Source organism: Nonomuraea jabiensis, from assembly GCF_014204795.1.
Lineage (GTDB): Bacteria > Actinomycetota > Actinomycetes > Streptosporangiales > Streptosporangiaceae > Nonomuraea > Nonomuraea jabiensis.
The window spans coordinates 8,157,093-8,183,373 of the sequence record NZ_JACHMB010000001.1; the positions used below are offsets into that span (position 1 = coordinate 8,157,093).

Genomic DNA, 26,281 nt, shown 5'->3' on the forward strand with positions numbered 1-26,281 from the left:
CCCGCCCGAACAACCACTGCGGCCGACACCGCGCAGCCCGACCTCGACACCGACATGCTGACCGTGCTCACCGCTCTGGCCACCACCAGCATCCCGCTCACCGCAGACGAACTCGCCGCGGCGCTGTGGTGGACGCCGGCCTGCTCCACAGTCAAAACGGTCCTCCCCGCACAGCCTGGACGCCCATGTCCGCTTCAGTCCTGACCGCTATCCCAGCGCGCCGGCCGACACCCCACGTCTCCCGGACGGCGCACAGGTCGCACGCCGCCCGAGTCTTCTGGGCATAGGGCGTCACAGCTCGGCGCCGGGGCACTTCGCGAAGTTGATGCCGGGGCCGTAGTCGACATTCGCGGCCGACATCCAGCCCCACGTGCGGGTTCCCTTGATCTGCATGTAGCCCCACGGGGTGCCGTAGCTGTTGATCACCCAGCAGTGAACCCACAACTTGGTGCCTTTGCGGACTTTGGTGATGGTGGCGCACCTGCTGCCCTGGTAGGGCCCGGCCTTGAGGTTGAACGAGCCGGTCATGGTCACGTAGCCGGGGTCCCGGTTGGCCACCCGGGGATGCGGGCAGCCGAGCTCGGCGGTGGTGGCGGCGCTCGCGGCGGGGGCGGCGACGAGGGCGCTGGCGGTGATGGCGCCGGCGGCGACGAGGGCCTTGAGTGTCTTCATGTGAGCCTCCTGTTCGAGTTCGTAGAGGCATCGTGCGGGCCGGGGCGTTGAGAAGATGTTGAGTCTGTGTTGAGCGCGTCAGCCTCTTTGGAGGGACGCAGGCGCCCGCGGCAATCTCCACCGGATCGCTGGGCCTGAGAAGAATCGGGTCGACCCGCGCGGGCCTTCGCGGCCGACATCATGCGACCAAGGAGGGCTTCTGGCGGGCTTCTTGCAGGCCCGCCGGAAGCGCGTCTTGTGTCCTTAGCCAGCGACGCCGGGGGCCTCCTGGTCGATGGGCAATGCCGTGACGGCGGCCATCGTCTCGTTCTGAGGCCGCTGATGCTTCATGCGTAGCCGCCGCCAGGCGGTGGTCCACGCCTGCAGGTCCTCTTCGGAACCGGAGCAAGCCCAGACGAAGGCCCGAACCAGCTTCTCGGGCGGCAGGTGGGAGGACTTCAGGGCTTCACACAATGTGCTGGCGCCGAACGCATTGCGAGCGCGGCGGACGATTTCCCGATAACTGGGCTCGCCCGCCCAGATTCGGTACTGCTTCAACAGCTCCACGAACTCGGCGGGAGTTCGCGCAGACAGCGGATCTGGCTTCAGCACATAGCCGGGAAGGTCTGCTGGCGGTCCGAACGGCAATTCCGGTGGCCCGCTCGCCATTTCCGGTGGTCCGCTCACCTCCGCCTGATTCAGCCGTTGACTGCTGAAGCTTCCAGCGATGTGGGACTCTATCGCCGTGGTTGTGGCAGCGGCACGAGCAACCCCTGCCTCTGCCATCACGCGCTTGTACTGCTGCTCAGTAAGGTTGTACTGCTGCTCCGTAAGCCTCAGTCTTTTTTCCGCCTGTGCGCGCCGGGCATCGGCGTGCGTCAGCTCTTCTTCGGCACGCGCGCGTTGAGCGTCAGTCCGGACCAGTTCCCCCATCGCATCCCTGTACTGGGCGTCGGCGTGCACCAGGTCGTCTTCGGCACTCGCGATACGAGCATCGGCATCTGCCAACTCTCCCTCCGCACGCGCAACCGCACTGTTTTCCATGGCGTCCAGGGAGCCGACTCTCGCATACACCTGGTCGGCTTCTTCCGCCAGGACCCGTACGGCACGCATGCGGTCCTTCTTGGCCGCGGCCAGAGCCAGTGCCGCCTGATCACGGCCTTCTTCGGCCTTCGCCAGAACCCGTTCGGCACGCTTGTGCTGCTTCTCGGCGGCGGCCAGGGTTCCCAGTGCGCGCGCACGGTCGTCTTCCGCCGACGCCAAAGTCTGCAACGCTTCCCGCAGCCGGAACAACGAGTTGTCCGCCGCTACCTTCCCTGCCTGACGCTGGGGCTCTTCACCGCCCTTGCGAACCACCATCCGCTTAGATCGTCTTCGACCGGGGAAGGAACTGCTGCGTGGCCTTGACCGCCACCGCCGCAGTGCCCGCGATCAGCGCGAGTGCTACCTCCGGCTCATAGCCCAGACGCAGCAGTGTCACTGTGAACACGATGACGATGATCAGGATGACGACGCCGGCACCTGGGAAGCGGAAACGAACGGAGAACATCGAGGGGATCACCTACTTTTTGACGGCTCGACCACGGAAAGGCCCCGAAAAACATCGTGATCCCGTCGGCGCCAACCGTCCGGAATCAGGGGCGTTGAACCAATGATGGCCTACGCCGCATGCCTGTTCGGCTCCATGTGCGGAGCCGAGGAAACGCTGGTGGGCGCGGATGTTCGGAGGCGTTCGCCACTGTTCGGTAGCGTTCAAAGTTGGACAGCGATATTCGCGAGCGTGCGAATATGCCACACACGCTACCGATGTCCATTTTGTACCGCTTCAATGGAGGAAAGTTCGCCTGAGAGTTGGTGAACTTTCGAAGGGGACCGTCCGTCTCGACCACGGAACACCTCGACCTTGGGGGCCTGCTGCGCCAACAGTGGGCCCCCTTCTGTATCACCTTGTGCTGACCTGGAGATCTCGCGCCAACATCGGTCGGGAAGGCACACCCGTGCTCACCGTAGTCCCTGACCCCGCCGACGGCGACCGCGCCGCAGCCACCTCCACCGAGGGCGCCCGCCGGATGCTCGCCGAGGCACTCAAAGCCGAGGTCGACGCCTACATCGGGCAGTTCGCCGACGAGCGTGACGAACGCGGTCGCCGCCTGGTGGTGCGCAACGGTCACCACGAGCCCCGGCAGGTGCTCACCAGCGCGGGTGCCATCGAGGTCCGCGCCCCGCGCATCAACGACAAACGCATCGACCCGGCCACGGGCGAGCGCCGGCGCTTCTCCTCGTCGATCCTGCCGCCCTGGGCACGCAAGAGCCCGGCCATCACCGAGGTGCTGCCGCTGCACTACCTGCACGGCCTGTCCTGCGGCGACTTCGTGCCCGCCCTGGGCCAGTTCCTCGGCTCCACCAACGGCCTGTCGGCGCCGGTCATCACCAAGCTCACCGAGCAGTGGAAGGCCGAGCAGCGAGCGTTCGCCGAACGGGACCTGTCCGGCGTCGACTACGTCTATCTGTGGGCCGACGGCATCCACGTCAACATCCGCCTGGCCGAGCACAAGCTCTGCCTGCTGGTGCTGATCGGGGTGCGCGCCGACGGCCACAAGGAATCGATTGCGCTGACCGATGGCTACCGGGAGTCGGCCGAGTCGTGGGCTGATTTGCTGCGCGACTGCGCCCGGCGCGTCTGGAATGCCGGGAACAAGGATCGGGCGGTGGCCGCGTTCGAGACGGCCTACGGTGCCAGGGTTCCCAAGGCCGTGTCGAGGAACTCCTGGCCTTCCACGACTATCCGGCCGAGCACTGGCGGCACCTGCGCACCACCAACCCGATCGAGTCCACCTTCGCCACCGTCCGGCATCGCACCAGGGTCACCAAAGGCCCAGGCTCCCGCGCCGCCGGCGTGGCGATGGCCGTCAAGCTGATCGAGTCCGCTCAAACCCGCTGGCGCGCGATCAACGGCGTTCACCTGGTCGCTCTGGTTCGTGCCGGTGCGACCTTCATCGAAGGTCAACTCGTCGAACGTCCCGAGAAGGCAGTGGCATAGCCTCAAGACCTGACCAGGCTGGAGTGCTCACCATGAACCACGTCCCGCTGCGCTTGGAGCGCATTACCGATCGTGATGTCCACAACGACTTAATTCTGCGGCTGGGCGCCTATCGGCATGTCTGCGATTCGTACTACTTAGCCGTCGACGAGTCCGCACAGGCAGGTCAGAACGTCGCGGATAGCCTGGTGCGGCTCCTCGACCAGTGGGGTGAGCACCTCCAGCGACTGCGGCTCACTGGAGACACCATCTTTTTGCCCTTCGATTTCTCGGACCAGTGCACGGCCTGGTTGCGCGTCTCGTCGCCGGACGGTGGCCAAGCCACCGTTGAGGCAGGCTGGAGCAGCATCGAGGGATGGAGCTTCTACCCCTCTGATTTCACTGAGACGGCGGCGAGGGTCCATGACTTCAAACCCGTCGTCAATGCTTCCGTGGAGTGTGATCTTGGCGATCTCATCGCGGCAGTCACGCAGAACCGGGAGGCGTTCGCCCTCCACACGAATAGTTGATCCACAGGTCTTGACGATTGCTCCTTCAGTTCGGCGGTCAGCGCTTCGGCACTCCCGTCGTGCGCGGGGTTGAGGAACCGGCGGACAGCCGTTATCGATGTCTGATCAGGCTGCCACTCTGAAAGGGTTCACATGTCCCCTCTGGAAGACGCGGTCGACGCGATAGCCCACGCGACCGGGTTCGCCGGTGTGGTGTCGGTGGATCGCGGTGGCGTGAACGAGTTCGCCAAGGCGTACGGCCTGGCCCACCGCGGTCACAAGATCGCCAACACGGTCGACACCCGGTTCGCGATCGCCAGTGGCACCAAGGGGCTGACCGCGCTCGCGGTCGTCAGCCTGATCGAGCAGGGCGTGCTCGAGCTGTCCACGACCGCCCGTTCGGTACTCGGCGAGGATCTCCCGCTCATCGACGACGGCGTCACCGTCGAGCACCTGTTGGCGCACCGGTCTGGCATCGGCGACTACTTCGACGAGAACGCCGGGCACGAGATCACCGACTATGTGCTGCCGATCCCCGTGCACGCGCTGGCCACCACCGAACAGTACCTGGCGGTGCTTGACGGGCATCCCAGCAAGTTCGCCCCCGGCGAGCGCTTCTCGTACAACAACTCCGGCTACGTGGTACTCGCGCTGATCGCAGAACGCGTCGACGGGCGGTCCTTCCACGACCTGGTACGCCACCGGGTCTGCGAGCCCGCCGGCATGCACGACACCGAGTTCCTGCGCTCGGACGAACTACCGGGCCGCACCGCTGTCGGCTACCTGCCCATCGAGGGCGCATCGAGGACCAACGTGCTCCACCTGCCAGTGCGCGGCAGCGGCGACGGCGGGATCTACTCCACCGTGCGGGACGTCGGTTCCTTCTGGCGTGCCATGTTCGGTGGGAAGATCGTGTCATCGAGCTGGGTGGCGGAAATGCTGCGGCCGCGCAGCCAAATGCCGTCGCAGTCCAGGCGATACGGCCTCGGCTTCTGGCTCCCCGAATCGCCAGGATCACAAGACGCGGTGATGCTGACGGGATACGACGCCGGCGTCTCGTTCCGCAGCGTTCACCGGCCCCAGGCGCAGCTGACGCACACCGTGATCTCCAACTCCTCCCCTGGAGCATGGCCGATCGCCCGTCTGCTGGAGGAGGAGCTCACACAGCGGTGATGCGGATGCGGACCGTGTCCCGGAACCTCGGGCGAAGGTTCCCGGTCAACACGCAGACTTGACGGGGAACTGCCACAGGTCCAGCACACGACCCGCGCGGTGGTGGGTCGGCTGGTCGACGTACGGGCTGCCCGTGCCGTCTCGTCTCTCGATCCATCATCACCTCAACGCCGTGCATCCTGGCGGAAGGCAGAGCGGTAGAAGCAGCGCATTCACGACATAATGCCCGATAGCGTCTCTGCCGCCCGCGCTCGCCAGGCGGCCCAGCACCTCGGGGGCCACGTCGGCGAACACCCCGGTGGGCAGGTCGATGGCCCGCACTGCGGCCAGCTTGCGGATCTCGGTCATCATCGACTCAAGGCTCACGTTGCCAGGCGCCGACTTGATGAACGCCAGCAGACCGTCCTCATCCGTGCCGAGCGCCCGATTCCGCGCCTGCACCCGTTCATCCACGGTGAAGATCCCAGCCAAGGCGCAGATCCGCCCCGTGGTCTCCACGCTCAGCCGGGAGGTGATCCGTGCCGACCAGGTCACCTCGGCCTGATGCAGTGCCGAGGCCAGGATCCGGGAGAGCCGGCCCGGCGTAGGCGGCTCCAGGGCTCCTCGCGCAAATGCTTCAGCAACTCCTCACGCACTCGATCCGGGCGCCGCTCGGCATGCGCGATGTTCCCCGCCAGCCACACCCCGGCCTTGCCCGCATCGGCCGTCGTACAGCTGCGAAAGCCCAGATGCGCGCGGATCTGGGAGCGGTGGTACGCGATCGTTGACTCCGACCACTTATAAAACGCCAGCTCCGACCGACACCCCTGGGTCGGTATGCCTTTCGGGATATTTCCCGGCCGGTGCACGAATACCTTTCTTCGGACTGGCGATAGACGCCAGGCGTCGCCGACGGCATGCCGATAGTTCACGATGAGCGAGATTTCCGAGTCGTGTCACCCTGAGTAAGGGGATCGCCGCTCGATGGAATAAGATCCGGTTGCTCAGTCGATGGAGTATTGGTAGCGGAAATACCAGCCCGGCAGGAGCTTGTAGCCGGGGACGCCGCTTTCGGAGTAGAAGCAGGGAGAACTGTAGACGTCCGGCGGATCGTTCAGTGCGGCGCTGTATGCGTTGCAGGTGGTCTCGGCGCTGAAGGGCCCCTGGTACGCGACCCTGTACGTACGGCCGGCGGACGCGTCCGCGATCCCGCTGGATACCGCTAACATGCTGACGACGCCCATCGTCAACGCCGCCAGGCGCACTCGATGTCCAGCCATTTAATGCTCCTTTTCTTCATCCTGGACATGGCTGAGAACACAGGTCATTCTGACACGAATTACTCGTAGCGCATAGGCGGTAAGGTGCCGCCGGGCCTGCGGCGCATAAACCGCAAACTCCGCCGGATGACCGGATCGAACGGTGCTTGCCCATTCACCAGATCCCGTGATCTGGTGTCAGGCGAGTGAGGGGAGGGGCGGCAGCCGGCCCCTGCCGCCGACCCCGACCGCCGACCGCCGACCGCCGACCGCCGACCGCCGACCGCCGACCGCCGACCGCCGACCGCCGACCGCCGGCCGGTGATGGTTGCCCCCGAGGCCGGCGGTCACCGTGTGGAACGCAGGTCCTCACGGGCGGCCGGGCGGCCGGTGGCGAGCAGGAGGAGGTCGGCCGCCGGGCCGCGCACCTCGCGCGGTCCCTCGCCCGCCGACCAGTCGGCGTCCGTGGCGATCAACCGTGTGGTGCGCAGGAGCTCCCGGCCGCCGTAGAACTTGCCGGCCACCACGTGGTCGAGCGCCGCGACTGCCGCCTCGGCGGGCATCTCGCGCGTACGGCCCAGCGGGCGGGCCATGTCCTGACCGTGGACGAGCGCGTCGACCAGCGGGTCGAGCGGGCTCGCGCCCGGAGCGCGGCGTGCCGAGCCGGCCGTTTCGCGCAGCTGCGCGATGAGCTCGTGCGGTTGGAACCGGGCGGCCCGCTCCCGGGCGAGGTCGGCGACCATGCGGTTGAAGTCGCCCCGCGCCCGGATCGCGCCCCTGATCGCCACGAACAGGGTGGTACGCGTCGAGAGCGTCAAATGAGCGGCCACGTCGCGGATCGTCCAGCCGTCACACAGCGAGGCGGCGTCCCACTCGTGGTCGTCCAGGTCTTCCAGGAAGGCGGCGAGGCTCAGCCGTTCCGCCTTCGTCCAGATGAGTATGTCGTCGTGTCGCATGTTCGGATCTCCTCGATCAGTGCTTTCCGAGCCGCAAGGACAGGGCCGCCAGCCAGGCGTGGATGAGTACGGCGCCGGCGGCGAAGCGCAGGCTGGCGCTGTCCTCGCCCCACGGCGGCACGGTCAGGACGAACGTGGCCAGGCTGCTGATGACGCTGTAGGCCGTCCAGCCACGGCTCGCGAACCGCCGCGCGAAGACGAGCCCGGCCACGATCAGCGACATGAACGCCGTCGCCCCGAAGACCGTGTGCAGGGCGCTGCCGGTGCTGAGGTGCTCCGGCAGCCCGGCGGGGGCACCGGCCGGCCAGCCCAGGGCGGGATCGGGCGTGAAGACCCCGCCGCCGACCATCGCCACGCCGTACGCACCGATCAGGATCGGCCCGATGACCAGCGCGGACGCTCCTGCCGCGCCGGGACGGGCGGTTCGCCGTACGCTGAGCGCGGACGTTCCTGCCGCGCCGGGACGGGCGGCCCGTCGTACGCTGAGCGCGGACGCTCCTGCCGCGCCGGGACGGGCGGCCCGTCGTACGCCGAGTGCGAAGGCGCACGCCAGCAGGCCCGTGAGCGCGAAATTCGCGGTCTGCAGCCAGCCCAGGTCGCCGAGCGTGAGAGCGCTGATCGCGTGCCGCCGCAGGTCGAACCCGGTCCGGGTGAAGGCCTGCGTGAACGACACGACGGGGAACAGGGCCCCGGCGACCGCGCCGCAGCCCAGCAGCAGCGCGGCCCCCGTCGCAGGGGAGGTCGTGGGTTCGGCAATGGTGCTCATCGTGGATCCTTTCGCGTTTGGCGGTCGTCGCTTCGCCGTACGGCATGACCACGAACGGGGTGCGGCCGGATGGACAGCCGCCCGCGAAATTCCTCAGGATTCCTCGACGGCGGCCAGGCGGCGCCGCAGGTGGACGCGCTCCGGCTCGCTCCCGGCCACGTCCAGGGCCGCGCGATAGGCCGCGGCGGCCTCGGGGAGGCGGCCGAGCCGGTGCAGCAGGTCGGCGCGCGCCACCAGGTACGGGTGGTAGCCGCGCAGCCGCGGCTCGCCGGCCAGCTCGTCCAGCAGGGCCAGGCCCGCCTCCGGCCCGTCGCGCATGGCCACGGCCGCCGCCCGGTTGAGCGCGACCACCGGGGACGGGTCGAGCGCGAGCAGCACGTCGTACAGGGCCACGACCTGCGGCCAGTCGGTCGTGGCCAGGTCCGCCGCCTCGTCGTGGAGGGCGGCGATGGCGGCCTGCACGCCGTACGCGCCGGGCGGGCGGCCGCTCAGCGCGGTCATCACCAGCGCCGAGCCCTCCTCGATGAGGTCCCGGTCCCAGCGGCCACGGTCCTGCTCGTCCAGCAGGACCGGCTCGCCGTCGGGACCGGTACGGGCATCGCGACGTGCATGGACCAGCAGCATCAACGCCAGCAGCCCGGCGACCTCCCGTTCGGAGGGCAGCAGCCGGCGCAGGATGCGCGCCAGCCGGATCGCCTCCTCGGCCAGGTCCAGGCGTTGCAGATCGGGGCCGGAGCTGGCCGCGTACCCCTCGGTGAAGATCGAGTAGATCACCTGGAGCACCCCGGGCAGCCGCTCCGGCAGCTCGTCCGCGCCGGGCACGCGGAACGGGATGCGGGCCTCGCGGATCTTCTTCTTCGCCCGGACGATCCGCTTGGCCATCGTCTGCACCGGCACCAGGTAGGCCCGCGCCACCTCCGGCGTGGTCAGCCCCGCCAGGCAGCGCAACGTCAGCGCGCCGCGGTCCTCGGCGGGCAGCGCGGGATGGGCGCAGGTGAAGAACAGCTGCAGCCGCTCGTCCGGCAGCTCGCCGTCCGCGTCGGCCGGCGGGGCGTGCGCCGCCCGGTCCGCCTCCACCTGCAGGATGGCCAGCCGCGCGGCGAAGGCCTGGTCGCGCCGGAGCCGGTCGACCGCCTTGCGCCGCGCCGTCGTCATCAGCCACGCGCCCGGCTTGGGCGGCACGCCCTCGACCGGCCAGTGCTTCAGCGCCGCCTCGATGGCGTCCGAGGTCACCTCCTCGGCGAGGTCGAGGTCGCCGAACCGGCGTACGAGCGCGGCCAGCAGCCTGCCGCGCTCCTCCCGGAAGACCGCCTCGACCTCACGCACGCCGGACATCTCACGCACTGAAGTCGGCGACCGGGCGTACGACCACCGACCCGCCGCCGCGCGCGCCCGGGCAGCGGGCCGCCCAGTCGAGCGCCACGTCGAGGTCCGGTACGTCGATCACGTAGAAGCCGCCCAGCACCTCCCGGGTCTCGGCGTACGGCCCGTCGGTCACGGTCCGCCTGCCGTCCCTGTCCACGCGCACGGTCGTGGCGGTCACCAGATCGGCCAGCGACTCGCCCGACACCCAGATCCCCGCCTCGCGCACGGACTTGTCGTAGGCCATCCAGTCCTCGACGGTGCACGGGTCGTCCTGGTCGTCGGTGGTGGCGGCGTTGATCAGCATCATGTACTTCACGGTGTCCCCTTCGTGGGTGAGTTCGGCATACAGCGGGCCCGCTGTACAGAATCACCACGAACGGCCCCCCGCCAAATGGACAACCTCCTCACGGAAATTTCGCGGTCTCCAGGGAGCGGGTCAGCCGCACTCCTTCTTCGAGGTACCCCAGCGCGGCGTAGAACCGCCGGGCGGCCGTGTTGGCCGCCCCCGTCTCCAGGGTCAGGTGACGCAGCCCCTGCTGCCGGGCCCAGTCCTCGGCGGCGGCCATCAACTGCCGGCCCACTCCGGTACGGACGGCTCGCGGATGGACGGCCAGCTCGCCGACGTAGGCGTCCATCGCGCCGGTGAAGTGCCGCTGGCACTGGACGGACACCACGCCGACCACCTGCGGGTCCTCACCGTCCACGGCGACGAACACCACCGCTCGCCGGGCGTTGGCCGCGGCGAGGGACCCGGTGAGCCACTCCCGCGCCGCCCGCGTGGCGCCCTCGGGGTCACGCCACGCCGCCACCCCTTCGGCCAGCCGGGGAGCCAGCGCCAGGACACCTTCAAGATCGTCATCGCCTGCGGGCCGAATCCGAACCTCCATCATGAACGGCAGCATGCCAGGCGGAAGTCCTCCGAAAAAACCCCTGAAGGGCAACCGGATCCGGCTACCCGTCTTCTGCCACCACCTCGTCGAGCAGCAGATCGAGCAGCACCGCCCGCCGCTCGGTGTCGTCGGCGATCGCGACGAACACGATGCTCCAGCCCAGGTCGGGCAGCCGGGCCTGCATGGCCCGCAGCCCCCGCCAGCCGCCCCCATGCCGATAGACGCGGTGCCCGGCGTGTGAGCGGACGCCGATGCCCCAGGCGTAGTCGATCGGCGTCCCGTCATCGAGGCGGCCCGGGGTGTGCAGGAGGGGGGAGATGCCGAGCTCATCGGCGTTGAGCGCTTGGCTCCATCGCAGCAGGTCACCGGCGGTGGTCCACACGCCACCGTCGCCCAGGGACAGCGGCGCCGGGTGCTCAGGGGTCAGCGGCGCCGCGCCGGGAGGCGCGGGGGCGGGCCCGGACCAGTAGAACGTGTCGTCCATCGACAGCGGGGCGAACAGCCGGTCCCGCGCGAGATCCGGAACCGGCCGGCCGGCCGCTCGTGCCGCCGCAGCGGCGAGGCAGACATATCCCGCGTTCGAATAGGCGTGACCGCCGCCCGGCCTGCCACGGAGAGCGGGAAACCGGGCGAGGGCCTGGAGGACGCCTTCGCTGGTCCGGTCGGCATCTCCGGCCAGGACGGCGTCGATGTCACGGTCGGCGGGCAGCGCCGCGGTGTGATGGAGAAGCTGGCGGACCCGGATGCCGTCGGCCCACGCAGGCAGCTGGGGCAGCCAGCGCGACAGAGCGGACTCAAGGTCCAGCGCACCCTCCTGGACCAGCGATGCCACGCACGCGGCGGTGATTTGTTTGGAGAGGGAGGCCGCGTAGATGGGCGTGGTGGCGGACAGCGTCGCGCTCCTCGCCGTCAGCCCCTGCGCGTGAAAAGCCGGCGCGTTGTCGTGTTGCTGCAGCCCGACGACGAGCGGCTCGTCATCCCGGTATCCGGCTTCGGCGACGATGGCTTTCATTCGCGTCCCAAGATGCGGCACGAAGCCATCCTCGCAGGGCCTGACAGACCGTCAGCGGGGCCTGGTGAGCGACCACGAAGCCGCCGCCATGAGGAGGGCGGTCAGACCGCCGCAGATCATCGCCGTGGAGACCGAGAAGGCGTCCACGACCTGACCGCCGGCCAGCGCCCCGAGGGCGAACGTCGCCTGGAAGGAGGAGGTGAAGACGACCGTGGCGGCCTCCGGCGTCCCGGGGGCGGCGTTCATGAACCAGGCCTGGGAGCAGACCGGAACGCCCCCGTAGGCCAGTCCCCACACCACCACCAGCACGACGGCGCCGGCGGTGGTGGTGCCGGCGGCGGGCAGCAGGAGCGTGGTGAGGGCGATCAGGCCGCCGCAGGCCAGGAAGGCCGCTCGCGGGGCGGTCGCGACCGCCTTGCTCGCCAGGAAGTTCCCGGCCGTCCCGGCGATGCCGTACGCCAGGAGCGTGGCGCTGACGGCGGCCGGGTCCAGATGGGTGACGTTCTGGAGGAAGGGGGTCACGTAGGTGTAGGTGCCGAAGTGCGCCAGGACGATGAGGAACGTGGCCAGCAGGGCGATCCTGGTGCCCCGTCCGCGCAGGAGGCCGAGCAGGACGCGGCCGCTGGTGACCTCGTCGGCGGGGAGCGGCGGCAGCAGCATCAGCAGGGCGATCAGTACGAGGACCGACAGCGCGGCCAGGACGAGGAAGGCGGTTCGCCAGCCGGCGAGGTGGCCGATGAAGGTGCCGGCCGGCACGCCGAGCACCGAGCCCAGGGGGACGGCGGAGAAGATCAGCGCGGTGGCGGTGCCGGCCGAGCGCGGCGGCACGAGGCGGGCGGACAGCCCGGCCCCGATGGACCAGAAGCCGCCGATGGTGAGGCCGACCAGCACCCTGGAGACCAGCATGATCCAGTACGAGGTCGCCACCGCCGCCAGGACGTCGGCGACAGCCAGCACCGCCATGAGCGCGCACAGCATCACCCGGCGGTCCAGGCGGGCGGTGGCGAGCGTGACGGCGGGCGCGGCGACGGCGGCGACGATGCCGGGCAGGGTCATGGTCAGCCCGGTGGTGCCGTCGGAGATGCCGAACTCGGCGCCGATGTCGGTCAGCAGGCCGATGGGCAGGATCTCGCTGGTGACGATGGCGAAGATGCCCAGCGTGAGCGAGGTGACCGCCAGCCAGCTGATGAGCGGTGGGCGTGGCCGGGCTTGGATGATCGTGGACATGGTTCCGTTCGGGTTGGGACCGTGGGGTTGAGGAACCAGCCAAGCAGCGGGGGTAGGGCGGATACCGGCAGGTTTCAGACCACACCATGCCGTGACGACATCGGCGCCACGTGCTGAAGCGCCACGTGCTGAAGGCGCCGTCGCCGGAAGTAGTGCGCGGTCAGGAGGCCGAGCAGCGGGCCCCAGGCGGCCAGCGGCGCGTACGTGACCCAGAAGGCGACGGCCTGCCAGCCGTGCACGACCAAGCCGGCGGGGCTCCCGTTGATCATCCGGCCGAAGGCGAACATGACCAGCGCGAACGGGAAGACCAGCAACACCGCCGCGCCCAGACCGGCCGGGACGACGGCCGCCAGGACCGGCACCGGGCGCCCGCCCAGCCCGGGGATCCAGCGCGGCCACACCTCGCCCCACTGGGCGACCAGCCCGACGGTGAGGAATGCCACCGCCTCGCTGACCACGCTGAGCGTGACGATGTACCACCATTCGCCGTCGACCAACACCGGCCCGTGGCCGGGCGGGGGCGCCCCGCCGTACTCCAGCAGCGGCGCGCCGAAGATGAAGGCCGCGATCCGCCAGATGCCGGAGGGCAGCGGGGTCAAGGTGGTGGCGTAGGCGGCCCACACGGCCCAGCGGGGCACGCCCGCCGCCGTCCGGCCGTGCAGCTTCGCCAGGATGGCCGGAAGCCGTCCCGTCCGTGGTGTTTCGCCGAGGGTGGTGGTCATGCGGGGGCCTCCGATCAGGCAGGTGGTGTGTTCGCCGGGCGCGTTCCGATGCTCGCGGCTGCGGCGTCCGCGGGCATCCCCCACGCGGGGGATCCGCGTGAGCCACCTGTGCCGGACGGCGCGCACGAGGAGAGGACCCCGCGCGTCGTCATGGACTACGGCGACGTCCGGCCCGTCCTGGGGAAGGCCGCCATCAGAAGTCGATCTGTCGCGAAGCCGGGGACGAGTCGAGGATGTGGTGCGACCGGGCGGAGGGGGCCGGCAGTTCGTCGTCCGCCGGCCGCAGGCTCGACAGCAGCAGCGCCAGGTAGCGGCGCAGATCGTCGCATCCGGGGTCGCCCGGATGCATGGTGGCCAGCGCCATCACCAGGATGGCGGCCAGGTCGCGGACGATCAGGTCGCGGCGTACCACGCCCTGCCGCTGGGCCCGGGCCAGCACGACGCCCAGCGGCCCCATGAACCGGGCGGCGATGTCGACGGTGAACGCCCCCGACATGCGCGCCGCCCGCAGCAGCGCGCGGTGCGCCGCGAGGGTCTCGACCGAGGCGGTCATCGCCTCGGTCAGCGCCCGCCCGGCGTCGTCGGCGTCGCGGGCGGCCAGGACCAGCGGCTCGACCTCTTCGGCGAAGTACGTCTGGAAGGCCGCCCTGATCACGCCGTCGCGGTCGCCGAACCTGCGGTAGACGGTGGCGCTGCCGATGCCGGCGTGCCGGGCGATCTCCTCGAGTGACACGTCCGGGCCGTGCTCGCGCAGACTCGCGATGGCGGCCCGGACGATCTTGTCCGCGTTACGCAGCGCGTCGGCTCGCTGTCGCTGCTCGTGCACACGTGAACGCTAGCAGCCGACGCGCCCCGGGTTCACCAGGCGACTTCGAAGCTGGTCAGCCCGAAGACGATGTGGAAGGAGCGGAACTCGGCGGGGGCGCCGCTCTCGCGCAGGCCGGGGAAGCGGCCGAACAGGGCGGGGAAGGCGATGCGCAGCTCCATCCTGGCCAGCGGCGCGCCCAGGCAGTGGTGCACGCCGTGGCCGAAGGCGACGTGGCCCATCTCGCCGCGGGTGATGTCGAAGCGGTCGGGATCGGAGATGAACTTCGGGTCGCGGTTGGCCGAGGGCAGCGCCAGCATCACCAGATCGCCCGCCGGGATGTGCTGTCCCGCGATCTCCACGTCGGTGGTGGTCACCTTGGCCACGCCCGAGTGCACGATGCTGAGCCAGCGCAGCAGCTCCTCCACCGTGGCGCCGATCCGCTCGGGCTCCTTCATGAGCAGTTCGAGCTGGTCGGGGTGGCGCAGCAGGGCCAGCGTGCCGAGCCCGAGCATGTTGGAGGTCGTCTCGTGGCCGGCCAGGAGCAGCAGGCTGGAGATGCCGGCGAGCTCGTCGAGCGACAGGTCGTCGCCGTGCTCGCGCACCAGCATGCCGAGCATGTCCTCGCCCGGCTCGGCCTTGGCCCGGGCGACCAGCTCGGACATGTAGGCCCGCGACTCCAGGGAGGCCGCCGTGCGCTCCTCGGCGGGCCTGGAGATGTCGAGCAGCGTGTTGGTACGCCGCTGGAAGTCCTCGCGGTGCTCGTACGGGACGCCGAGCAGCTCGCAGATCACCAGCGAGGGGATGGGCAGCGCGAACGTCTTGATCAGGTCGACGGGCGAGCCCGCGCGCTCCATCGCGTCGAGGTGGTCGTTGACGATGTCGTGGATGCGGGGCTCCAGCCGGCGCATGCGGCGCATCGTGAACTCCGGCGTCAGCATCCTGCGCAGCCGGGTGTGCTCGGGCGGGTCGAACAGCAGCAGGTTACCCGCCTGCATCTTCGCGACCTGCTCGGGGCTCAGGCCCTGCATGCCGGGGGCCGGGAGGTGCTGCGGGCGCCTGTTGCTGAACCGCTCGGCGTCTCCGAGGATCTCCTTGACGTCGGCGAAGCGGGTGACGAGCCAGGCTTCGAGCCCGAACGGCGTGGGCACCCGTTCGATGCCGGCGCCGTCGCGCAACTTCGCGAGCTCGGGAACGGGGTCGAACGCGGTGCGCCGCATGTGCAGGGGCAGAGTCACAGGATCGCTCATGTCATCTCCTGGAGAGGCCAGATGTGCCGGAAACGCCCTTCAAAAACGAGAGTAGTCCATCACTTGGTGGCGTGAGCGGCGCACGTCCTTCCGCTCTCAGCGATCGTGCGGGCCGCCCGGCGTCGGGGCCGGTGGCGCGGACGACGGCCTGATAGCCGTAGTCCTCGGTGCGGCGGTGCAGCCTCCAAAGGAGAGGCAGACGGTTGCCGCCGTCATCCGGGTGCGCGGAGCAGCCGGACGGCGTCGGCGATGACCACGCCGTTCGCGTCGTCGCTCAGCTCCACCCTGCCCACCCCCTCGCTGATGCGGTACGTGCCGAGCGAGACCCAGGAGCCGCCGCGCGGCTCCGTCGCTCCGCTCCTTCGCTGATCGACGCGCACGAGCGTGGTCCCGCCGGCGTGACGGACCGTGAAGGGCGCGTTGCTCGCGCGGTTCGTGTGCGCGGTGTACGAGACCTGTACCTCGTAGTTCCCGGTGAGCGGGACGATCGGCCGCCACCGGACGACGCGTTGGCCCGTGCCGGCGGGGGCGTAGTGGTAGTTGCCGCCCCGGTAGCCGGGCACGCTCGAGCCGGCCGACCAGGTGCCGCTGATGATCTCGTAGCCGAGTTCGTCGTTGTCGACGACCGCCTCTTCCCGTACGTCGGGTTGGGAGGGCGCGTCGATCAGGCTCAGCGTGTCGAGCGAGACCAGCCTGCCGCCGCCGCGGCCCACCCCGGAAGCGGTGAACCGGAGCTTGTGCGAGCCGGCCGTCAGGTCGAGGCTGCCGAGTTGCGCGACGTCGTAGCCGTCGGCCCGGTCGGCGGTGGTGTCCACCAGGGCGGCCCGGGGTTTGACGCCGTCGATCGAGACGGTGACCAGACCTCCGTCGGCGGTACGGAAGTAGCGCAGCAGCAGCTCGTAGGTTCCCGGTGCCGGGACGTTCACGGTGTACTCGAAGTACGTGCCGGTCTGGGCAGTGGTGAACACCACCCGCTTCCCGCCGCGGGCCACGGGATCCTGGGCGACGGACATGGTGCCGCCGGACGTGGCGGCGCCGGTGGTGAGGTCGATGAGACGTTCGGCGTAGCCGGGGCCGGTGGCCAGGCTGTCCCGGCCGCCGCTCAGCCATTCGAGCGAGAACCGGCTCATGACCACGCGGCGGGGGAAGCTCGGGTCGTCGCCGTCACGGCCGTACAGGAGCAGGATCCTGCCGTCGGGGAGCCGGCCGAGCTCGGAGTAGTACGACCGCCCCTCGTTGATCACCCGGCTGTAGCGGAACGAGTGCGCGTCGTCGTAGCTGATCGACACGGTCAGGTTGGTACGGACGGGGGAGTCGGGGCGGCTGAACAACACCCGGCTCACTTCGGACGTGCCCGGCCCGCCCGTGTAGCGCAGCAGGCTGGCGTCCACGGCGTTGAACGTGCCGGTGGCCCCGTCGAGTCGCGGCGGCGACCAGCTGAGCCCGCGATCGGCGCTGACCGACACGATCCGCTGCCGGTTGCCGCCCGCCGCGGCCCGGCCGTTGAGCAGCACCGTGCCGTCGGACCTCTGGATCAGCCTGGCCTCGTTGATGGGATAGGCGGCGGAGACCGGCACCTCCCCGGTGGCGTGCCAGGTCCGGCCGTGGTCGTCGCTGTAGATCGACGCCACGCCGTAGCGGCGTTCGTCGACGGTGTTGCCGGTGACCTCGCGGCGGTGGGCGCAGTTGAGCAGCAGCCGGCCGTTGTCCAGCTGGATGCCGTGTCCGGGGCCGGGGCCGTGCAGCGTCCATCCGTACGGGAACCGGTCGAACAGGCCCGACATGTCGCGCGGCGCGCTCCACGTGAGACCGCCGTCCTCGCTGGAGATCATGAAGAGGTCGCCCCTGTCGCCGGAGCAGCCGGTGTTCTCCGGCAGCCGGGTGGAGAGCATGTAGAACAGGAAGATGCCGCCGGTGAGCCGGTCGACCACGAAGGCCGGGTTCCCCCACGACTGGCCTCCGACGGAGGCGACCAGCGTTCGGGCCGGCTCCCAGGTGTCGCCGCCGTCGGGGCTACGGCGTACGAGCAGGTCTCGCGGGCCCGCGTCGCAAACCTCGTGGCGGCCTTCCGTGACGACCAGGACGGCGCCGTCCGGCAGCACGGCCAGCCCGTGGACGTGGTAGCTCTCCAGCGGGTCCACGGTGTTGTCCCACAGCGTCGTCTCGTCGAAGGCCGTGTCGCCGGACGGTGTCGCCGAACGCCGGGACGTCGTCGCGTCCGCGGGTAAGGCGGGGCCGAGTGCGGCGGTCAACGAGGCCGCGGCGATTCCGAGGCCGAAGGCTCTGCGCCCGATCAGGGGACGGCGGGGATCTGGCTGGGGCATGTGCTGCCTCCGGAGTGGGGGGTGTGGGCAGGGGCGGGCGGCCGAGGTTCGCCGCGCGCCCGCGGAGATCATCTCACCGGGTGGAACGTGAGACGGTCCCTATCTGCCGCTCAGGGCCGTTCTCCTCCTGCGCCCACCGCGCCCGCCGCCTCCGGGAGCAGAGCCATGGCGGACTTGCGGAACGCCGGCACCAGGCGGTTGCGGTCGCCGGCCCGGGTCGCCAGCACGACGTGACTCGGCTCGACGCCCTCCAGGGGGATCGAGATGAGGTCCGGGCGGAGGTTGACGAAGATCGGGCCGGCCGCGATCCCGACCGCCTCCCCGGCGGCGATCGGCTCGAACTTGTCCTCGATGCTGGTGATGAGCGGGCCGTCGGGGGCCGGGCGGCCGTCGGGCCTGGGATCGATGCGCCAGTACGCCTCCCAGGCCGGGTCCGGGTCGGCCAGCCGGGGCAGCGGCTCGTCGGCGATGTCGTCCAGCGTCACGGACTGCCTGCCCGCCAGGCGGTGGTCGCGCGAGAGCAGCAGCATCCGCGGCTCGTCGTACAGGATCGTCACGTCGAGCCCGTCAGCCGCGAACGGCACCCGGGTCACCACCGCGTCCACCCGGTAGTCGAGCAGGGCGGGGCGCGGCTCGTTCCAGGCCACGTGTGAGGTGCGTACGTCGGCGTCCGGGTGCAGGCGGCGCAGCTCGCGCACGGCCGGCGTGATGATGAGGCCCCCCGTGTACCCGATCGTGATCCGGCTGGGCCGGGCGGCGGCGCGGGTCTGCGCCGCCGCCCGGGCGGCCGAGCGCAGCAGCGTCCTCGCGCGCGGCAGGAAGACCTCGCCCGCCTCGGTGAGCCGCGTGCCCTGCGGGGTACGGTCGAGCAGCCGGACGCCCAGTTGCCGCTCGAGGCCGCGGATCTGCCGGCTCAGCGACGGCTGGGTGATGTGCAGCGCCTCGGCGGCGCGGCCGAAATGCCGATGCTCGGCCACGGCCGTGAAGTAGCGCACGAGCCGCAGATCGAGATCGGGCGAGTCGGGCATAACGGCAGCCTACTGCGGTGATGCCCGAAACGTATCGCCCGATGAGGAACAGGCTTTGGACGCCGTACGGCACCGGCTCCGACGATGGGAACACCGCTGAAGAAGGAGATCATCATGCGTGTTTTCGTCACCGGCGCCACGGGCTTCGTGGGTTCGGCCGTCGTTCGTGAGCTCATCGAGGCCGGGCACCAGGTGGCCGGGCTGGCCCGTACGGACGGGGCCGCCGCCGCGTTGCGGGCCGCGGGAGCCGAGCCCCACCCCGGCTCCCTCGACGACCTCGCCGGCCTGCGCGACGGGGCCGCCGCCGCGGACGGCGTCATTCACCTGGCCTTCGTGCACGACTTCGCGAACTTCGAGGCCGCCAACCAGACCGATCGGCGGGCCATCACGGCGCTCGGCGAGGCGCTGGCGGGGTCCGGCCGGCCGTTCGTGATCACCTCGGGCACCGGCCTGCTCCCGCCCGGCCGCGTTGGCACCGAGGAGGACGAGCCGGGGACGCATTCGCCCAGGGGGGCCGCCGAGCAGGTGGCGCTGTCGTTCGTGGCCCGCGGGGTGCGGGTCTCGGTGGTGCGGCTGCCGCTGGTGCATGGGGAGGGCGACCCGGGGTTCATCGCGGCCGCGATCGGCATCGCCCGGGCGAAGGGCGTCTCCGCGTACGTGGGCGACGGCGACCAGCGCTGGCCGAGCGTGCACCGGCTGGACGCCGCCCGCCTCTACCGGCTGGCCCTGGAGGAGGCGCCCGCCGGTGCGCGGCTGCACGCCGTCGCCGAGGAGGGCGTGCCGGTACGCGACGTCGCCGGCGTCATCGGGCGCGGGCTCGGCGTGCCGGTGACCGCGATCACCGCGCGGGAGGCGGGCGAGCACTTCGGCTGGCTGGGCTCCTTCGTCACGCTGGACACGCCGGCCTCCTCCGCCCTGACCCAGAAGCTGCTGGACTGGCGCCCCGACCGGCCCGGGCTCATCGCCGACCTGAACGCCGGACACTACTTCAACGGCTGAGCCGGCGGCGCGCCTGGAGCTGTGTGGCATTCCACCGGCGCCTGGTCCGAATCCCAGGATCAAACATCCACCGAGAGGGCGGGAGCGCAAGCATCGGCGGGTCCCGTGGAAGAAGGCGTCCGTGACGCAAAAGCGAATCGTGATCGTGCGATCGTATGCGGGTAACGGGGCCCTGGCCGCCTGCGATGCTCCAGTGAAACTCCTGACCGACCTTTGGCGCAGGTTCGCGATCGCGCCGCCGGGGCTATTGATCGGCGGTGCTTGTCCGAGGTCGTGGCCAGGCTGGTCGCGGGGCTTTGGCCGGCAGTGACGGTCATACCCGCCCGTGAGGAGGTCCACGTGGATCCGATCGTTTTGGCCGCGGGCACAGCGCTGGTGACGGCCATGGCCACCGACGCCTGGCAGTCGGCCCGCGACGGTGCGGTCGCACTGTGGCGTAAGGTCCGCCCCGAGCAGGCCGACGCCGTCGAGGCGGAGTTGGTCGAGGTCCGCGAGCTGGTGCTCGAGGCCCGCCGGGACGGCGACACCGAGACCGAGCAGGCCTTGGCCGGCTCCTGGCAGGTCCGGCTGCAGCAGCTGCTGCGCGCCGACCCGTCCCTGGCCGGAGAGCTGCGGCGGGTCCTGGAAGAGGACCTTACGCCTGCGCTGTCTCGGGACGAGAGCACGCGGATCGGATCGATCGTGATGAAGGCGACCGCGAGCGGGCACGGCCGGACCTACCAAGCCGGTGGTGACCAGCACATCACGGAGGGGTGAGCAGCACGACCCGAGAACCCGGCCCCGACGACCTCCCGGACAGCACCCTCGACGGGGCCGACGGGCGGGAGGAAGGCATCCGCCAGGAGGCGCACGCGTCCGGTCATGCACGGATCAACCAGGCCGGCCGGGACCAGCACTTCTACTACAGTGCCGGCGCGCACACCCGGCGGAGTACCCGGCCGGGGACCGAGGCGCTTGAATGCCCTTACCCCGGGCTGGCGGCATTCGGGCCGGAACAGGCGCGCTGGTTCTTCGGCCGCGACGGCCTGGTCGCCGACCTGCTCGCCCGTCTCGACCAGCGGCTGCGGGGCGTGGGCGGAATCCAGATGGTGATCGCGCCATCGGGCACCGGGAAGTCCTCGCTGCTCCGCGCCGGCCTGCTGCCAAGACTGGCCCAGTCTGCCCTGCCAGACTCTCACCGCTGGCCGGTCCTGCTGTTCACGCCCACGACCGACCCCGTCGGGGCTCTCGCCGCCCAGATCTGCTCGCTCACCGGCGCGGAAGCGGCAGAGACCGCAGACCGATTCCGTGCCGATCCCTGTGCGGGCGCGGCGATGTTGGCCCGGCACATCGACGACGACCATGCGATGCGAGTCGTCGTGGTGGTGGACCAGTTCGAGGAACTGTTCACCCTGTGCGCCGACGACCGCCAGCGGCGCATGTTCATCGACCTGCTCAGCCGGATCGCCGACCCGTACCCGGAGGCGGAAGCGTCCACGGCACGGCCGGCCGGGCTGGTGGTGATCGGGATGCGGGCCGACTTCTACGCGGCCTGCGCCGGCCACCCCGGATTGCGGACGGCTCTGGAGGACGCTCCGCTGCTGGTCGGGGCGATGTCGCGGGCGGAGGTGCGCGAGGCGATCATCTTCCCCGCGCAGGACGTGGGACTGGACATCGAGCCCGGCCTCGTCGAACTGCTCCTGCGCGATCTCGGGGCGACGAGCGGCCCCGGCGAGGAGGAGACCACCGGCTACGAGGCGGGACGGCTCCCGCTGCTGGCGCACGCGCTGCGGGTGAGCTGGCAGCAGCGGAACGGCGCCACGCTGACGGTCGAGGGTTACCAGGCCACGGGGGGCATCCAGCGGGCCCTCGCCACCACCGCCGACCGGGCCTTCGCCGGTCTGGACGCCGACGGGCGGAAGGCGGCCAGGACCGTGTTCCTGCGCTTGGTGAAGATCGGCGAAGGCGTGGATGACGGCCGACGGCGCAGGTCATGGACCGAACTGGTGGAGGCCTCTGGAGACAGCCGCGCTGCGTCCGCCGTCGTGGACGTGTTCACCGAGGCCCGGTTGCTCACCCGGGAGCAGGACACCGTGGAGATCACCCATGAGGCCCTGCTGCACGGCTGGCCGCAGCTGCGCCGCTGGATCGACGGTGACCGTGCTGGCCGGATCCTGCACCAGGATCTCGAAGAGGAGACTGCCGCGTGGGAACGGGCAGGGGGCGATCCCGCGCTGCTGTATCGGGGAAGCCGCCTGGAGCTCGCGCAAGCCTGGGCGGCCGCCGCGCCGGTCGGCGACCTCAGTCTCGCCGCGAGGGCGTTCCTGTCCGCGAGCGCCCGCCTGCACCGCCGTACGGTGCGGCTGCGCGTCGCCGTCATCGCCGCCCTGGCCGTGCTGACCGTGGTCGCCGCGACCACCGCCGTGATCGGCGTACGGGAGCGAAACGAGGCCCTCCGCCAGCGCGACACGGCCACCTACAACCGCATCCTCGCCGAGGCGGACCGGCTCGCCGACACCGATATCTCCCTGTCGGCCCAGCTCACTCTTGTCGCACACCGCAGGAATCCCGGCGACGACACCTACACCCGTATCCTCAACATGCAGCACATCCCCCTGTCCATCCGGCTGACGGTCCAGGCTGACTCCGTCAATTCAGTGGCGTTCAGCCCGAGCGGGCGGATCCTCGCCGCCGCCGGCAGCGACGGACTGATACGGCTGTGGGACGTCGCCGACCCGGCCCAGCCGAAGCCACTGGGCCCCCTCGCCGGCCACACCGACGGCATCCTGGAAGTGGCGTTCAGCCCTGACGGCCAGGCTCTCGCCAGCCTCGGTTACGACAAGTCGGTGCGGCTCTGGAGCGTCGCCGACCCAGCCCGCCCGAAGCCGCTCGGCCGCCCCCTCGCCTTGCACAGTGACGAGCTGTCCACCCTCGCGTTCAGCACCGACGGGCACATTCTCGTCGTCGCCGACAGCCAGGTGCACCTGTGGAGCGTCCGCGACCCAGCCCGGCCGAAACCGCTCGGCCGACTGCCGGCCCACTTCACGGACGGCGTGTTCTCGCTCGCGTTCAGCCCCGACGGGCACATGCTCGCCGTTGGCGACAGCGACCAGAAGGTGTGGCGGTGGAGCCTCAACGATCCGGCGCATCCGCGACCGCTGGGCCGGCCTCTGGTGCACGACGGCTTCCTCACTTCGGTCAATGCACTGGCGTTCAGCCCCGGCGGTGAACTGGCCAGCGCGAGCGACGACGTACGGCGGTGGGATGTCCGCACCGGGGAACTGGTCAGCCGACCTCTCGGCGGCTCCACCGACGACGTCAGCGACGTGGCGTTCAGCCCGGATCGTTACACGCTTGCCAGCACGGACGACAATGTGATCCGGCTGTGGAACGTCTCCGAGCGGAGCGAGGTGAAGGCGATCGGCCAGCCCCTCACCGGTCACACCGGAGCCGTCCGGTCGCTGGCGTTCAGCGCGGACGGCCGCACGCTCGCCAGTGGCGCCGATGACGGGACGGTGCGGCTGTGGAATCTCGCCGTGGGCCGCATCACCAATGCCACGGGGCCGGCCCCATCGGTGGCCTTCGGCCCCGACGGCAGGACTCTCGTCGGCGTCGACTGGGCCACGCAACTGTGGAGGACGACCGATCGGGCCCGTCCGACGCCCCTGGGCGAATTCCCCAGCGGGTTCGCCGCACAATTCGACGGAGTCCTCGGACCCATGGCACTCAGCCCCGACTGGCGTACATTGGCCACCGTCGGCGACCGAAACCATGGAGGCCGCTCCTTGCGTCTGTGGAAGGTCACGGCGGGGGACCGTGCAGTACAGATCGGCCCACCTCTCACCAGCCATAGTGACGCCTTCACCTCGGTGGCGTTCAGCCCGTACGGGCGCTTCCTCGTCGCCATCGGCGAAGACGGATCGGTCCGGCTGTGGGATGTCGCCGACCCCGCACACCCGGCCGCCTCGGCACAACCGCTCACCGGTCCCACGGGCGACGTCGTCTCGCTGGCGTTCAGCCCCGATGGCCACACCCTCGCCAGTGCCGACGGGAACGACGTGAGCATCTGGAACATCGCCGACCCCGTTCGCCCGAAGCCGCTGAGCCGGCTCCCGTCCACCTCCACGGACGATGTGCAATCGCTCGCGTTCAGCCCCGACGGGCACACCCTCGCTGTCGCGGACACACAAGTACACCTGTGGAGCGTCCGCGACCTGACCCAGCCGAAACCGCTGGAGCAGCTGCCATTCCAGACCACGGGCAGCGGGCTCTCGCTCGCGTTCAGCCCCGACGGGCACACCCTCGCCAGCGGGGGAGGGGACGGGTCGGTATGGCTGTGGCACATCTCCGCCTCGGGCCGCGCCGAACCCCGGGGGCAGCGCCTCACCGCCCACAACGGCGCCGTCACGTCCGTGGCGTTCAGCCCGGACGGGCACCTGCTGGCCAGCGCAGGGGGAGACAGGTCGATTCAGCTGTGGGAGCTGGATGTGGAGGCCACGATCCGCCGCATCTGCGCCTCCAGTGCGGGAGCCATGACCGCCGACGCATGGCGCCGCTACGTGGGCGACAACTCTTACTCTCCCCCGTGCGGCAATCGGGGCTGATGATCAAGCCGTCATCGAGCACAGTCGTCGGCGGGATGATGGGCAAGCGGCGACGCCCCTACAACTGCTCCTGGGTCGTTACGACCGTGCGGACCGGCTGCGCGTGGTCGGCCGCACCACCCGGCTGAGCGTCGACATGGCCCCGCGGATCGCTCCGCTGCTTGCGGCTGTCAGCCGCTGTCCAGTGCCGCCCTTCGGCGTCCTGGCGCAGGGCAGGGCAGGGCACGGGAGCGGCGCGATACCCCCGGCGGCTACTGCCACGACTTCCGGCGGTCCCGTGAACCGGGCAGCCCGTGCCCACGTCGTCCAGGACATGAAGCGAACCCTCGCGCTCCTGCTCCTCGTCGCCGGCTGCGCAACGCCCCTGGCGGACGCCGCCGGGCCCACCTACACCTGCCACGACCGGCCGATTCCGGTGGACGTGATGAGCACCGGCCGCCCGGCGACCCAGCTCGGCCCCGACGGGCGGGCCGCGCTCAAGGGGCAGGAAGTTCGCCCGGTCAAAGACCTGGACAAGTGGCGCATTGTCGAGGAGAGCGGTGAGCGCGTGGCCATCATCAAGGAGTTCGACGAGCCGGAGAAGCGCGGGAGGGCGACGGTCACCCACGACTTCCTGGTGGTCGAGCGCTTCGGCCCGCCCGCTGCGGACGGCCGCCCGAGCTGGCACCTGCGCAGCTCAGGCGGTTGCAACCTGCAACGGGACCTCGGCGACCTGGGCGTCGCCGAGGTCGCCCTCGACCCGGCGAAGCCGGCCACCGGCAACAGCCTCCACCTGCTGGTGACCGAACAGGCCTGCGCCGGCGGGCAGTCGGCCGACGGGCGGATCCGGGTGGTCGGCCTCGAGGAGACGGACCGCGACGTACGCCTGGTCATCGGCGTCGAACGCGCTCCTGGCGACATGCACACCTGCCTCGGCAACCCGGCCACGCCGTACACGGTCGAGTTGAGCCGGCCGCTCGGCGACCGCGTCCCACGCAATGCCGCCCTGCACCCCATGCGTGAGATCGTGAAACCCTAGGGCGGCGCGCCAGCTCCCTGTCGAGGGGGACGGCACCGATCCAGCAGGGAAAGCGCGGCGATCCAGAGTCAAGGAGCACTACCTTGGTGGATCATCGACTTTGATCTTGTCTCCTGCGTTGGAGATGAAGATGACCAGGAGTTTCGCCGGTTCTGTCCCGCTGATGTTCTGCGTGAGCACATGATGGGCGCCCGGTGGCTCGACCCAGTTCTCTCCTTGGCGGTAAGTGCGTACCGGCTGCCCGCTGATCTGGCTGCGCAGGGTGCCCGCAAGCACGTAGGCGTACACGAACGCCTGACCGTGCCGATGCGGTACCGCGCGTGCGCCGGGCGGGAAGTGCACGATCGCCGAGGTGAACGTCTTTCCTTTGACATTCGGAAGCGCCTGGACCCATAGAGGCGTCAGCGTCTCGGACGGTGGCTGCGAAACCGTGGCAGTAACCGGCACCTCGGCAGCGACCGGCACCGTGCCGGTCGCGCGCTCCGCCGCAGGAGCACACGCGCCGGCCACGACCACCACGCCGGCAGCCACGAAACCGCCCGCGAACCGCTCTCGGATCATGACGACTCTCCTATCCTGCGTAGAGGGGGCGATCGCGAGACTTCCCGGCGTTGCTTGAGTACGCTGCCCCGGCAACTCGACGCCTACCAAGGGCGAATTCAAGCCTTGGTGACGGTCTGTTCAGACACAGGTCGAGCCGGGCAGCAGGGCCGGTGGTCCGCGCGACGGTTTCCCGCGCAGGAAGG

Annotated in this window: 24 protein-coding genes and 1 pseudogene; 7 read left to right on the plus strand and 18 right to left on the minus strand. The window is 70.3% G+C overall.

The features are described 5' to 3' along the window. Positions 1-291: 291 nt before the first annotated feature. The 3 genes from HD596_RS37175 to HD596_RS37185 all read right to left on the minus strand — a co-directional run bounded on the left by HD596_RS37175 (position 292) and on the right by HD596_RS37185 (position 2,200). On the minus strand, positions 292-672 hold the full coding sequence (locus HD596_RS37175) for a hypothetical protein (protein WP_185074161.1): 381 nt from the start codon (positions 670-672) through the stop codon (positions 292-294). Positions 673-915: 243 nt separating this feature from the next. Further along, complete coding sequence (locus HD596_RS37180) at positions 916-2,010, minus strand: hypothetical protein (RefSeq protein WP_185074162.1); 1,095 nt, start codon at positions 2,008-2,010, stop codon at positions 916-918. A 4-nt stretch (positions 2,011-2,014) separates the two neighbouring features. Next, the gene (locus tag HD596_RS37185; RefSeq protein WP_185074163.1) at positions 2,015-2,200 is read right to left on the minus strand and encodes a hypothetical protein; all 186 of its coding nucleotides are present in this window, start codon (positions 2,198-2,200) and stop codon (positions 2,015-2,017) included. A gap of 448 nt (positions 2,201-2,648) precedes the next feature. Between HD596_RS37185 and HD596_RS37190 the strand changes: the two are divergent. From HD596_RS37190 to HD596_RS37200, 3 genes and pseudogenes are all read left to right on the plus strand, one after another. Continuing rightward, positions 2,649-3,691 (plus strand): annotated as a pseudogene (locus HD596_RS37190) (transposase). A gap of 32 nt (positions 3,692-3,723) precedes the next feature. Next, on the plus strand, positions 3,724-4,200 hold the full coding sequence (locus HD596_RS37195; RefSeq protein WP_185074164.1) for a hypothetical protein: 477 nt from the start codon (positions 3,724-3,726) through the stop codon (positions 4,198-4,200). A gap of 132 nt (positions 4,201-4,332) precedes the next feature. Next, entirely contained in the window at positions 4,333-5,352 is a 1,020-nt protein-coding gene (locus tag HD596_RS37200) for a serine hydrolase domain-containing protein (RefSeq protein ID WP_185074165.1), read from the plus strand. Between the two features lie 159 nt (positions 5,353-5,511). Here the strand turns inward: HD596_RS37200 and HD596_RS37205 are convergent, their stop codons facing one another. The 14 genes from HD596_RS37205 to HD596_RS37275 all read right to left on the minus strand — a co-directional run bounded on the left by HD596_RS37205 (position 5,512) and on the right by HD596_RS37275 (position 18,935). Next, positions 5,512-5,886, minus strand: coding sequence for a hypothetical protein (locus HD596_RS37205; protein ID WP_185074166.1), 375 nt, complete (start codon positions 5,884-5,886; stop codon positions 5,512-5,514). 449 nt (positions 5,887-6,335) lie between these two features. After that, on the minus strand, positions 6,336-6,611 hold the full coding sequence (locus HD596_RS37215; RefSeq protein WP_185074168.1) for a hypothetical protein: 276 nt from the start codon (positions 6,609-6,611) through the stop codon (positions 6,336-6,338). Positions 6,612-6,937: 326 nt separating this feature from the next. Continuing rightward, positions 6,938-7,546, minus strand: a complete 609-nt coding sequence (locus tag HD596_RS37220) for a maleylpyruvate isomerase family mycothiol-dependent enzyme (RefSeq protein WP_185074169.1) — start codon at positions 7,544-7,546, stop codon at positions 6,938-6,940. A 16-nt stretch (positions 7,547-7,562) separates the two neighbouring features. After that, entirely contained in the window at positions 7,563-8,312 is a 750-nt protein-coding gene (locus tag HD596_RS37225; RefSeq protein ID WP_185074170.1) for a DUF998 domain-containing protein, read from the minus strand. Positions 8,313-8,405: 93 nt separating this feature from the next. Beyond that, on the minus strand, positions 8,406-9,647 hold the full coding sequence (locus HD596_RS37230) for an RNA polymerase sigma factor (RefSeq protein WP_185074171.1): 1,242 nt from the start codon (positions 9,645-9,647) through the stop codon (positions 8,406-8,408). 1 nt (position 9,648) lies between these two features. After that, complete coding sequence (locus HD596_RS37235) at positions 9,649-9,984, minus strand: YciI family protein (RefSeq protein WP_221520972.1); 336 nt, start codon at positions 9,982-9,984, stop codon at positions 9,649-9,651. 97 nt (positions 9,985-10,081) lie between these two features. Further along, positions 10,082-10,567, minus strand: a complete 486-nt coding sequence (locus tag HD596_RS37240) for a GNAT family N-acetyltransferase (RefSeq protein WP_185074173.1) — start codon at positions 10,565-10,567, stop codon at positions 10,082-10,084. Positions 10,568-10,628: 61 nt separating this feature from the next. After that, positions 10,629-11,579, minus strand: a complete 951-nt coding sequence (locus tag HD596_RS37245; RefSeq protein WP_185074174.1) for a serine hydrolase domain-containing protein — start codon at positions 11,577-11,579, stop codon at positions 10,629-10,631. 51 nt (positions 11,580-11,630) lie between these two features. Next, complete coding sequence (locus tag HD596_RS37250) at positions 11,631-12,806, minus strand: MFS transporter (RefSeq protein ID WP_185074175.1); 1,176 nt, start codon at positions 12,804-12,806, stop codon at positions 11,631-11,633. 74 nt (positions 12,807-12,880) lie between these two features. After that, positions 12,881-13,528 (minus strand): hypothetical protein, encoded by a 648-nt coding sequence (locus HD596_RS37255; protein WP_185074176.1) that lies wholly within the window; start codon positions 13,526-13,528, stop codon positions 12,881-12,883. A gap of 193 nt (positions 13,529-13,721) precedes the next feature. After that, a complete protein-coding gene (locus HD596_RS37260) occupies positions 13,722-14,354 on the minus strand; it encodes a TetR/AcrR family transcriptional regulator (RefSeq protein WP_185074177.1) in 633 nt (210 codons plus the stop codon). A gap of 32 nt (positions 14,355-14,386) precedes the next feature. Then, complete coding sequence (locus HD596_RS37265; protein WP_185074178.1) at positions 14,387-15,583, minus strand: cytochrome P450; 1,197 nt, start codon at positions 15,581-15,583, stop codon at positions 14,387-14,389. 212 nt (positions 15,584-15,795) lie between these two features. Continuing rightward, positions 15,796-17,907, minus strand: a complete 2,112-nt coding sequence (locus HD596_RS37270) for a golvesin C-terminal-like domain-containing protein (protein WP_185074179.1) — start codon at positions 17,905-17,907, stop codon at positions 15,796-15,798. 110 nt (positions 17,908-18,017) lie between these two features. After that, positions 18,018-18,935, minus strand: a complete 918-nt coding sequence (locus tag HD596_RS37275; protein WP_185074180.1) for a LysR family transcriptional regulator — start codon at positions 18,933-18,935, stop codon at positions 18,018-18,020. 114 nt (positions 18,936-19,049) lie between these two features. On the opposite strand from HD596_RS37275, the gene HD596_RS37280 reads away from it, so the two are divergent. The 4 genes from HD596_RS37280 to HD596_RS37295 all read left to right on the plus strand — a co-directional run bounded on the left by HD596_RS37280 (position 19,050) and on the right by HD596_RS37295 (position 25,535). Beyond that, the gene (locus HD596_RS37280) at positions 19,050-19,934 is read left to right on the plus strand and encodes an SDR family oxidoreductase (RefSeq protein ID WP_185074181.1); all 885 of its coding nucleotides are present in this window, start codon (positions 19,050-19,052) and stop codon (positions 19,932-19,934) included. Between the two features lie 339 nt (positions 19,935-20,273). After that, positions 20,274-20,690, plus strand: coding sequence for a hypothetical protein (locus HD596_RS37285; RefSeq protein ID WP_221519681.1), 417 nt, complete (start codon positions 20,274-20,276; stop codon positions 20,688-20,690). Next, entirely contained in the window at positions 20,687-24,517 is a 3,831-nt protein-coding gene (locus HD596_RS65095; protein WP_185074182.1) for a WD40 repeat domain-containing protein, read from the plus strand. Before HD596_RS37285 ends, HD596_RS65095 begins: the two co-directional genes overlap by 4 nt. Positions 24,518-24,830: 313 nt before the next feature. Continuing rightward, on the plus strand, positions 24,831-25,535 hold the full coding sequence (locus HD596_RS37295; protein ID WP_185074183.1) for a hypothetical protein: 705 nt from the start codon (positions 24,831-24,833) through the stop codon (positions 25,533-25,535). 78 nt (positions 25,536-25,613) lie between these two features. On the opposite strand, the gene HD596_RS37300 is transcribed toward HD596_RS37295, so the two are convergent. After that, positions 25,614-26,096 carry a cupin domain-containing protein gene (locus HD596_RS37300; protein ID WP_185074184.1) on the minus strand — a complete coding sequence of 161 codons (483 nt, stop codon included), beginning with the start codon at positions 26,094-26,096 and terminating at the stop codon, positions 25,614-25,616. Positions 26,097-26,281: the final 185 nt, after the last annotated feature.